Annotated in this window: 10 protein-coding genes and 1 other RNA gene; 7 read left to right on the top strand and 4 right to left on the bottom strand. The window is 66.6% G+C overall.

Annotated elements, in window-relative coordinates; translation table 11 throughout:
• Positions 1 to 54: 54 nt before the first annotated feature.
• Positions 55 to 783: an RNA methyltransferase gene (locus AC16JP_RS00275; RefSeq protein WP_484338596.1), complete on the top strand. Its 729-nt coding sequence runs from the start codon at positions 55 to 57 to the stop codon at positions 781 to 783.
• A 151-nt stretch (positions 784 to 934) separates the two neighbouring features.
• Here AC16JP_RS00275 and AC16JP_RS00270 read toward each other — a convergent pair whose 3' ends face one another.
• Both AC16JP_RS00270 and sciP read right to left on the bottom strand, forming a co-directional pair.
• The gene (locus AC16JP_RS00270; RefSeq protein WP_484338595.1) at positions 935 to 1,747 is read right to left on the bottom strand and encodes a response regulator transcription factor; all 813 of its coding nucleotides are present in this window, start codon (positions 1,745 to 1,747) and stop codon (positions 935 to 937) included.
• A gap of 59 nt (positions 1,748 to 1,806) precedes the next feature.
• Positions 1,807 to 2,187, bottom strand: coding sequence for a CtrA inhibitor SciP (gene sciP / locus AC16JP_RS00265; RefSeq protein WP_484338598.1), 381 nt, complete (start codon positions 2,185 to 2,187; stop codon positions 1,807 to 1,809).
• 367 nt (positions 2,188 to 2,554) lie between these two features.
• On the opposite strand from sciP, the gene mnmA reads away from it, so the two are divergent.
• Positions 2,555 to 3,661, top strand: a complete 1,107-nt coding sequence (gene mnmA / locus AC16JP_RS00260; RefSeq protein ID WP_484338597.1) for a tRNA 2-thiouridine(34) synthase MnmA — start codon at positions 2,555 to 2,557, stop codon at positions 3,659 to 3,661.
• A 9-nt stretch (positions 3,662 to 3,670) separates the two neighbouring features.
• Here the strand turns inward: mnmA and AC16JP_RS00255 are convergent, their stop codons facing one another.
• Complete coding sequence (locus AC16JP_RS00255) at positions 3,671 to 4,534, bottom strand: cupin domain-containing protein (protein WP_484338594.1); 864 nt, start codon at positions 4,532 to 4,534, stop codon at positions 3,671 to 3,673.
• 75 nt (positions 4,535 to 4,609) lie between these two features.
• The gene (locus tag AC16JP_RS00250) at positions 4,610 to 5,638 is read right to left on the bottom strand and encodes a DUF3426 domain-containing protein (protein ID WP_484338593.1); all 1,029 of its coding nucleotides are present in this window, start codon (positions 5,636 to 5,638) and stop codon (positions 4,610 to 4,612) included.
• Positions 5,639 to 5,751: 113 nt separating this feature from the next.
• Between AC16JP_RS00250 and AC16JP_RS00245 the strand changes: the two genes are divergently transcribed.
• From AC16JP_RS00245 to dnaX, 5 genes are all read left to right on the top strand, one after another.
• On the top strand, positions 5,752 to 6,351 hold the full coding sequence (locus AC16JP_RS00245) for a YdcF family protein (RefSeq protein ID WP_484338592.1): 600 nt from the start codon (positions 5,752 to 5,754) through the stop codon (positions 6,349 to 6,351).
• Positions 6,348 to 7,052: a lysophospholipid acyltransferase family protein gene (locus tag AC16JP_RS00240; RefSeq protein WP_484338591.1), complete on the top strand. Its 705-nt coding sequence runs from the start codon at positions 6,348 to 6,350 to the stop codon at positions 7,050 to 7,052. The genes AC16JP_RS00245 and AC16JP_RS00240 overlap by 4 nt, the downstream gene beginning before the upstream one ends.
• On the top strand, positions 7,049 to 8,008 hold the full coding sequence (locus AC16JP_RS00235; protein ID WP_484338590.1) for a hypothetical protein: 960 nt from the start codon (positions 7,049 to 7,051) through the stop codon (positions 8,006 to 8,008). Before AC16JP_RS00240 ends, AC16JP_RS00235 begins: the two co-directional genes overlap by 4 nt.
• Positions 8,009 to 8,026: 18 nt before the next feature.
• Positions 8,027 to 8,125, top strand: an RNA gene (gene ffs / locus AC16JP_RS00230) — signal recognition particle sRNA small type.
• A gap of 78 nt (positions 8,126 to 8,203) precedes the next feature.
• Positions 8,204 to 8,730: DNA polymerase III subunit gamma/tau (gene dnaX, locus AC16JP_RS00225; protein ID WP_484338589.1), on the top strand; the 527-nt coding region annotated here is incomplete at its 3' end.

Here is an 8,730-nt window from a genome sequence, read left to right as displayed (position 1 = left end):
CCACGGTGCAGCGCGGACTCGACGAAGAAGCGTCGCTCGTCCATCAGGCGCCCCATGCTTCAACCTGCCTTCATCCTCGTCCGGCCGCAGCTTGGCATGAATATCGGCATGGCCGCCCGCGCCATGGGGAATTTCGCGCTCGATGAACTGCGGCTCGTTTCGCCGCGCGACGGCTGGCCGAACCCCGAGGCCGGGCCGCCCGCATCGGGCGCCGATCATGTGCTGGACGCGGTGACCGAACATGAGAGCGTCGCCTCGGCGCTGGCCGACTGCCATCTGACGTTCGCCACCACCGTCCGCCCGCGCGACATGGCAAAGGCCGTCATCACCCCGCGCGAGGCGGCGGCGATGATCCGCGACGCGGCGGCGCGCGGCCTGAAAAGCGGCGTGCTGTTCGGCCCGGAACGATCGGGGCTGACCGCCGACGATCTGGCGCCGGTGCAGTGGATCGTCACTTGCCCGGTGAGTGCGGAATTCGCCTCGTTGAATCTTGCGCAGGCGGTGCTGCTGATGGGCTATGAATGGTTCCAGCAGGAAGCGCCGCCTGCCCGCCAGCCCGGCCGGCACGAACCGGCACCGCACGGCGAACTGGCCGGGCTGATCGAGCATCTGGAACAGGAACTGGAAGCGGCAGGCTATTTTCATGTGCCCGACCGCACACCGGCGACGAAACGCGCGCTGGCGCAGATTCTGGCACGGCCGCAATTCACCATCGAGGAAGTGCGAACGCTGCGCGGCGTGATCCGGGCGCTGGCCGAGGGGCCGCGCAGAAGGCATGGCTGAGCGGGCCGTATAAAAAATGGGCCTGAGGCGGATCAACCGGCCCCAGGCCCATGATGGCCTGTCCAACCCTTGAACAGAAACCCTGAACAGAAACGCTGAACAGAAACTCGTATGCCGATCGCCACCCGGACGCGGCGGCGCAGGCTGGCCCTCAGCCTTCGGCGGCGATCATGTAGCCGCGGCCCCAGATCGTTTCGATGATCCCCGGCGCGCCGGCCTCGTTCAGCTTGCGGCGGAGCTTGCAGATGAAGACGTCGATGATCTTCATCTCAGGCTCGTCGCGGCCGCCATAGAGGTGGGCGAGGAACATTTCCTTGGTGATGGTCATGCCGCGCCGGCTGGCCAGAAATTCGAGGCAGGCATATTCCTTGCCGGTAAGCGGCACCTGCCGCCCGCCGACCTGCGCCCGGTGCGACACCAGGTCTATCGAAAGCGGGCCGACGTCGATTTCGAGCGGTGCCGCCGAGCGCGAGCGCCTGAGAACGGCGTGGATGCGCGCCAGCAGTTCGTCGCGGTGGAACGGCTTGGTCACATAATCGTCGGCACCTTCCAGGAAATTGTCGATCTTGGATGAAAGATCGGTTTCGCCCGAAAGGATGATGATCGGCATGTTGGGGCGCGCCTGGTGCAGCGTCTGCAACACCTGCTGGCCCGGCATGTCGGGGAGCGACAGGTCGAGGACCACCACATCGAAGCGGTAGGCGCGGGCCAGATCCAGCGCATCTTCGCCATAGGCGGTCACATAGACGGTGAACCCGGTTGCCTCGAGCGAACGGCTGAGCGAATCCGCCAGCACGCGGTCGTCCTCGACCAGCAGCAGGCGGGTGGCGCGCGACTGCTGGGTGAACCGGGCGCGCGATGGTGCGGCGATGCCGTCGGGTCGCGCGGCCGTCTGGCTGCGGGCGGCCATGCCGTCGTCGCGGCTGCCGAGGTCGCGTGTCCGGCTCATTGCGTTGATGCCCATCCGATGTGTCCTTCAGTTTCCGGTTCGGCGCAGATGCCTGGCGACCGGATCGTTCTTGTTCAGATGTTCCAGTCCCGCCCGAGGTCGCGCGTCTGCCGGACGGCGGGGCGCGGGGCGGGTTTCGCCGGATAATCGCGGTAGAGCTGGATCCGCGTGACCCTGAGGCCGGGGACACCGGCGCGATCGAGCGATTCCTGCCAGAGTTCCAGTTCTTCCGGGCTGAGCTGGTAGCGGGCGCAGGCTTCGGCGGCCGTCAGCAGTCCGCCACGGATCGCCGCGATCACTTCTGCCTTGCGGCGAACGACCCAGCGGCGCGTGTTGGCCGGTGGCAGCGTGTCCAGGGTGATGGGCTGTCCCAGCGGGCCGGGCACCTCGGTCGGGCGAGCGGGTTCCGACGCCGCTTCCTTTCCTGCCTTCCACGCCCGTTCCGGCGTGCGAATATCGTTGCCGCCAATGGCGGCTGCTGCTGCCACAGTAGATGTTGCCAGTTCCTTCGTCATCATCCAGACCCTTGCTCTTCCGACAAAGCAGTCGTCATCCAACCTCGAACCGTTCGCGCACTTGCACTTTCACTGCATCAGGCTCATCTGCCCGCGCATGGTGTGCCGTGGATGCGCTCCCGGCTCGTTCGTCGGCCTTTTGCCTGCCTTCTCCCAAGCAACGGCTGGCGTTTGCCCGCCTTGAGGCCGACGATGATTATAGGTAACCGAAATCGTGCCTGAAGTGGTGCAAAGCATTGTTACTCCTGAGCCTCCGACTGTTACGGATGGTGAATCGCCTGCCCGGCCGGATGATCTTCAGCAGGCGCTGAAGCAGGTCTCGGAACGGCTGCCGCCGCCGGGCAGCCGGGTCGTCGTCGCCATGTCGGGCGGGGTCGACTCGAGTGTCGTCGCATCGGTTGCACACTGGCACGGCTGCGAGACAATCGGGGTCACACTGCGCCTGTCGGATCAGGAAGGGGCGCCCGCGCGCGAAGGTTCGTGCTGCGCCGGTTCCGACATTGCCGACGCCCGCGCCGTTGCCGATGCGCGCGGCTTTGCCCATTATGTGCTGGATTATGTGTCGGCCTTTCGTTCGGAAGTGATGGAAGCCTTTGCCGATTCCTATCTGGAAGGGCGCACGCCGGTGCCGTGCATCAGTTGCAACCAGACGGTAAAGTTTCGTGACCTGCTGGGCGTGGCCGGGGATCTGGGGGCCGAGGCGCTGCTGACCGGCCATTATGTCCAGCGATTCGATGCGGGCGGTCAGGCGCAACTGCATCGTGCGATCGACCCGTCGAAAGACCAGAGCTATTTCCTGTTCGCAACGACAACGGCGCAGCTTCAGCGGCTGATGTTCCCGCTTGGCGGGCTGGACAAGCGCACCGTCAGGCTGCTGGCGCAGCATTTCGGCCTAAGGGTGGCGAACAAGCCCGACAGCCAGGACATCTGCTTTGTTCCGCACGGCGATTATCGGGCAGTGGTGCGCAAGCTGAGGCCCGACGCCGACCGGCCAGGCGCGATCGTCGACCTTTCGGGCGCAGTGCTAGGGCAGCATGCCGGGCTGGTGGGGTTCACCATCGGCCAGCGCCGGGGGATCGAGATCGGCGGTCAGGCCGAACCATTGTATGTCGTCAGGCTGGACGTCGAGGAAAACCGTCTGGTGGTGGGGCCGCGCGCGGCGCTTGCGGTATCGCGCGTCGAGCTGGACGGACTGAACTGGCTGGCGGATACGGTTCCCACCGATGGCCTGGCGGTCGATGTGAAGCTGCGGTCTATGGCGCCCTTGGCCGGTGCGCGGCTGTTCGGTGGCGACCGGCCGTATCTGCTGCTGGACCAGCCGCAGTTCGGGGTTGCGCCGGGGCAGGCCGCCGTCTGCTACGATGGCAGCCGGGTGCTGGGCGGCGGCTTCATTCGTGCCGCCGCCATGGCCTGAGCTGAGAGTTCAGTAGGCCGGCGGCGGCGTCCAGCCGATCCCGGCGACATGCTGCAATGCCTCGGGCAGCACCGGGTTGTAGGGGGTGGCGAAGTCGAAGGGCGCTTCGGTCTGCGTCCAGACATTGACGTGGCGGCCGCCGACGAAGCGCATCAGCGACACCGAGCCCCAGCGCGCGCCGAACGGGCCGTGCGGGATGCCGGGCGGGCGCCAGAAATAGGCTCCGGGATACATGGTGCCATGCGGCCCCGTCAGCGATCCGGCGATCAGATAGGATTCCTCGACGATCGGGTGGGTTTCCTGCGGCCCCTTGTTCCCCTCGGGTGTGGATTGCGGCAGCACCAGCGACAGAAAGGTGCGTTCGCCGGTTTCCGGGTCGGTGCGCAGGTTCTTCCGTGAAATGCCGAGGTGCTTCAGCTTGGGATCGTTCAGCGTCATGTCCCAGGGCATGGCGGCGGCGTCCAGCCACTCGATCGCGCGCGGCGACTGGCGCACAGCCGGGTCGCCCGCTTCGCCGATCAGTATCGGCTCGCGGTCGTAGAAGGCGATCAGCACGCAGCCCCTGGGCGACGACATGTTATGGCGCGTCCAGCCGGCGGGCAGGAAGCCATACTGGTCGGCGGCATAGACGCGCTCGTCCATGGTCAGGCTGCCTTCGAGAACGTAGAACTCCTCGTCGGCGACGATATGTTCCGGCCCCTCGCGCGACCAGCCGGCCGGATAGCGCATCAGCAGGCTGCATGCGCCGGTTTCGGCGTCGCGGCTCAGCATCTTGTATTCGACGTCGGGCCGGGCGAGCCCGCTACCGATACGTTTCCACGGCAGGCACTGGGCCTGAACGAACTCGATATAGGGGCGCGTGCTGATGGTCATGACGGGTCGATGCTCTGCAAGGATTCAATTGTCCTTGATATAGGACAAAATGATCTGTGCGGAAAGCCGCCCGCCTTACAGGCGCCCCAGTTCGGCGGGTTTCAACTGCACACGCACGCGCACGGCACTGTCGGGCGGCGCGACTGTCCCCGTCTCGAAGCGGGCGGTGCCGCCGGGGGCCAGTTCATGTGTTTCCGGCCTCACCGTCCAGCTTCCGACCGTTCGTCCGCCCGAATCCAGCAGCAGCAGTTCGACGGTCGGCACCGGCTGGCGCGATTTCGTCGGGTTGGTGATCCTGCCGGAAACCTCCCAGATGGCGCGGGCATCGGGAAGCCTGCGTTTCACGGCGTCGGCTTCGATCGCCAGTGGTGATTCGGGTGCCCTGGGCATTTCGATTCGGGGCATTTCAATCCGGGGCATTTCGATTGCCGGCAGACCGATCTGCGGCAGTTCGACTGGCGGCAGGCCATAGTCCTCTGGCCTGAGCCGCCCGGTGAGCAGCGCCACGACGACGACGGTTGCAACAACCGTCAGCGCCACAAGGGACCAAAGCCACAGCCGACGCGGCGTCGATTCATACTCGTCGTCGTCCTCCCAAAGTTGTTCGTCGTGGGCGGGCGCGGGCGCGTTTTCTTCCGGATCTTCTTCGGCGAACGCGGCGGGGCCGGGCAGCCTGCCGTGAAACGGCGGCCGCGTATCCGCCTGCGCCGAAATCGGCACCGGGGGTGATTCGAAATGAATGGGCGGGCGCGCCGGCGGCGCATAAATCGGTGCGCCGGGGTCTTTGGGCGGCGTGAACACCGGCGGCGGCTGCGTCAACGGCGGGGTGAAATCGCCTGGGGGCGGCGCCAGCGGTTTCGGTTCCGGCCAGCCGCCGAGGCTGGCCCAGGCCGCCTCTCCGGGGCGGGGTTCGTCCTCGGGGGGAAGCGGGTCTTCCAGCTCCAGCAGTTCTTCCTCGGGTGTCGCGTTCCAGACGGTGCGACAGACCTTGCACCGCGCGCGGCGCGCACGGTGGACAGGTTCGCCATCCGGCCCGGCCTCTGTCGGCCAAAGCGTGGCGTCGATACGGTAGCGCGCCCCGCAGGTCGGGCAGGTGAGCTGCATATGCAGCCTTTCCCACAGCTTAGCCTCTCTCACAAGAGAGGCATGCACGAGACCTGCAAAAGCAACATGAGGCCGTTCCCATTTGGCCACGGCCGGGCTATCTCGCGTCGGGCATGGCACAACGTAGCGGCAGAAGCGGCAGCAGCGCGAAACAGGCGAAACCGGACGCGTTCGGCTGGCTGGTTCGGTTTCTGGCGCTTGGCTTTCTGCTGTGGGTCGGCGGGTTCGCGCTGTTCATCCTGCAGGTGCCCGGCCCCGCTGCCGACGACGTGCGGACGGATGGCGTGGCCGTGCTGACCGGGGGGCCGGGCCGGGTTGCGCGCGGCGTTGCCGTGCTGCGCGCCGGGCTTGCCCGCCGGCTGCTGGTGTCGGGCGTCGACCGGGCGGTGAAGCCGGGGGAACTGGTCGGCGCGGCGTCGATCCCGCGTGGGTTGTTCGCCTGTTGCGTCGATCTTGGTTTCGAGGCCGACAGCACGCGTTCCAATGCGCGTGAGGTTGCAGACTGGGTGGAGAAACATGGATTCAAGTCGGTGCGGCTGGTGACGGCCGGGTATCACATGCCACGCGCCCGGGCCGAGCTGGAAGCGCGGCTTCCGCCCGATGTCGAAGTGGTGGCCGACGGCGTGCGCGCCGGCCTTCCGCCGTTTGCGATGCTTGTCGAATATGTGAAGTTTCAGGCGGCGTGGACGCTGCTGCGGGTTCGCCCGGCATGATCGCGCTGTTCAGAACGCTGATTTTCTATCCGTTGTTCATCATCGGATCAGTGCCGATCATCCTGACGATGGCGCTGTTCGCCAGGGTATCGCACGAAGTGCTCCGGCGCGGCGCCCATATCTGGGCAAGCTGGTTCGTGTTGTGCGCGCGGATCTTTCTGGGCATCCGCCTTGAGGTCCGGGGCAGGATTCCGCAGTCGGGCGTCCTCGTCGCTTCCAAGCACCAGTCCTGGTACGAGGCGATCCTGACCCTGTATCTGTTCGATCATCCCGCCGTGGTGATGAAGGAGGGGCTGCGCCACATTCCGTTCTGGGGCTTTCTGGCGGCGGGCCACGGCAGTATCTTCGTCGAACGTGATCGTGGCGGCGCTGCCCTGAAATCCATGCTGCGGCAGGCGAAAGCCCGCGCCGCAGACGGGCGCCCGGTGTTCATCTTCCCCGAGGGGACGCGGGTGGCCGTCGGCACGGCGCCGCCGCTGAAGGCCGGGCTGTTCGCGCTGTATGGCGGCCTGAGGTTGCCGGTGGTGCCGATGGCGGTGAACGCCGGCTATTGCTGGCCGAAGCGATTCGCCAAGCATTCCGGGGTCGTTACCGTCAGCTTTCTGCCTGACATTCCGGCGGGCCTCGGCCGCGAGGAACTTGAGGCAGCGGTCCACGAGGCGATCAACCGCGACCCGCTGACAGCCGAAGTCCGCACATGAGCCGCATCCCGCTGTGGGCGACGCTGGCGCCGCTGGTGCTGGGGATATTGCTGTGGCTGTGGCTGTGGCGCGGCTATGCGGCAGACTTCCGCGCCGAACTGGAAAAGGCGCTGCCCGCCGACACCGCCATAGAAATCAGCGGCTTTCCCTACCGGCTGGAAGCCAGAGTGCAGCATTTCGATGCGCGCGGCGGCGATGTGCTGCACGGCGCGGTGCGGGCCGACGAACTGGTGGTGAACCGGGTGCCGTGGCAGCGCAACCGGCAGGTGCTGAGCCTGCGCAACCCGGTCGCCGAAGTCGAAGTCGCGCCGCTGGCCGGTGCGGGGATCGAGGTGGCCGCGCCCGAATCGCAGGCTTCGCTGCACCTGGAACAGGGCAGGCTCGCGCGGCTGTCGATGGTCTGGGAACAGGCCGCCATCAAGACCGGGCTGCTGCCGGTTCAAGCCGACGCCCGCCACTTCGAAGCGCATGTCCGTGAACTGCCGGCCGATGGAGCGGCAAGTGCGAACGCTGCCCGCGCCGAGATCATCCTGTCGGGCGAGGATGTCCGATTCGGTGGCGGCGACCCGCTTTCCCTTGCCGTCGAGGCCGAGGTGCAGGGCCGGGCGCCGCTGAAAGGCTATGCGGGCTGGGCCGATGGCGGCATCGTGGCGATTCGCAGCGCCAGCCTTACTGATGCGGGCGGCGAAGTGGCGCGCTTTTCCGGTATGCTGAAACCCGATGGCCATGGTGCGATGCAATTGCAGGGGGCGGTCGAAACAGTCTGCCCGGCAACTGTTCGCGCGGCATTGCAAGGCCTTGACCATAAACATGAAATGCGCGCCAGAAAGCCAGTCGTCCTGGCGGTTTCCGGTGCCTTTCCGGGTGACCTGACGACACCGCCCGCCGACCCGTCGAAGCCGCCACCACCGGTGCGTGGGCAGGACGCCCCCTGCCCGAGGTTGCGCGCAGGCTGAACCATTGCCATATGCGCCGGCGGAGCCCGGAGCGGGCGTGCCGCTCGCCAACCCGGTCAGGTCCGGAAGGAAGCAGCCGCAACGATCACGGCGCGGGTCGTTTCGGGCTCCACCAGTGTCGGACGTTGCGCCGTCTGTCGCGTGGTGGCGCCGATACATCTTGATCCCGGCGGGGCAAAGCGCCACTCAGGCCGCATGAGCCTGTTTCCTGAAGATGCACCCTATCGCGTGCTGGCCCGCAAATACCGGCCCGGCGACTTTGATGCGCTGATCGGGCAGGATGCGGTCGTCACCACCCTTGCCAACGCCATTGCCCGCAACCGCCTTGCGCAGGCTTGGCTGCTGACCGGAGTGCGAGGGGTCGGCAAGACCTCGACCGCCCGCATCATCGCACGCGCGCTGAACTGCGTCGGTCCGGAGGGCGACGGCGGTCCGACGGTCAGGCCCTGCGGTGTCTGCGCCAATTGCGTGGCGATCGCCGCCGGCCAGCACATGGACGTGATCGAGATCGACGCCGCATCGAACACCGGCGTCGACAACATCCGCGAGATCATCGAGGCTGTGCGCTACGCACCGGTTTCGGCGCGCTACAAGGTCTATATCATCGACGAAGTGCACATGCTTTCGAAGGGTGCCTTCAATGCGTTGCTGAAAACTCTCGAGGAACCGCCGCCGCATGTGAAGTTCATCTTCGCGACGACCGAAGTGCAGAAGGTGCCTGC

The sequence above is a fragment of the Sandaracinobacteroides sp. genome (genome assembly GCF_057137845.1).
The sequence above is the reverse complement of the archived record's forward strand: the minus strand, read 5'-3'. Positions and strand labels throughout refer to the sequence as shown.

What these genes read in the sequence shown, in the direction of transcription:
- AC16JP_RS00275 (WP_484338596.1), top strand. Translation starts at nt 55, where the DNA reads ATGCTTCAACCTGCCTTCATCCTCGTCCGGCCGCAGCTTGGCATGAAT.
- AC16JP_RS00270 (WP_484338595.1), bottom strand. Translation starts at nt 1,747, where the DNA reads ATGGGCATCAACGCAATGAGCCGGACACGCGACCTCGGCAGCCGCGAC.
- AC16JP_RS00255 (WP_484338594.1), bottom strand. Translation starts at nt 4,534, where the DNA reads ATGACCATCAGCACGCGCCCCTATATCGAGTTCGTTCAGGCCCAGTGC.
- AC16JP_RS00250 (WP_484338593.1), bottom strand. Translation starts at nt 5,638, where the DNA reads ATGCAGCTCACCTGCCCGACCTGCGGGGCGCGCTACCGTATCGACGCC.
- AC16JP_RS00245 (WP_484338592.1), top strand. Translation starts at nt 5,752, where the DNA reads ATGGCACAACGTAGCGGCAGAAGCGGCAGCAGCGCGAAACAGGCGAAA.
- AC16JP_RS00240 (WP_484338591.1), top strand. Translation starts at nt 6,348, where the DNA reads ATGATCGCGCTGTTCAGAACGCTGATTTTCTATCCGTTGTTCATCATC.
- AC16JP_RS00235 (WP_484338590.1), top strand. Translation starts at nt 7,049, where the DNA reads ATGAGCCGCATCCCGCTGTGGGCGACGCTGGCGCCGCTGGTGCTGGGG.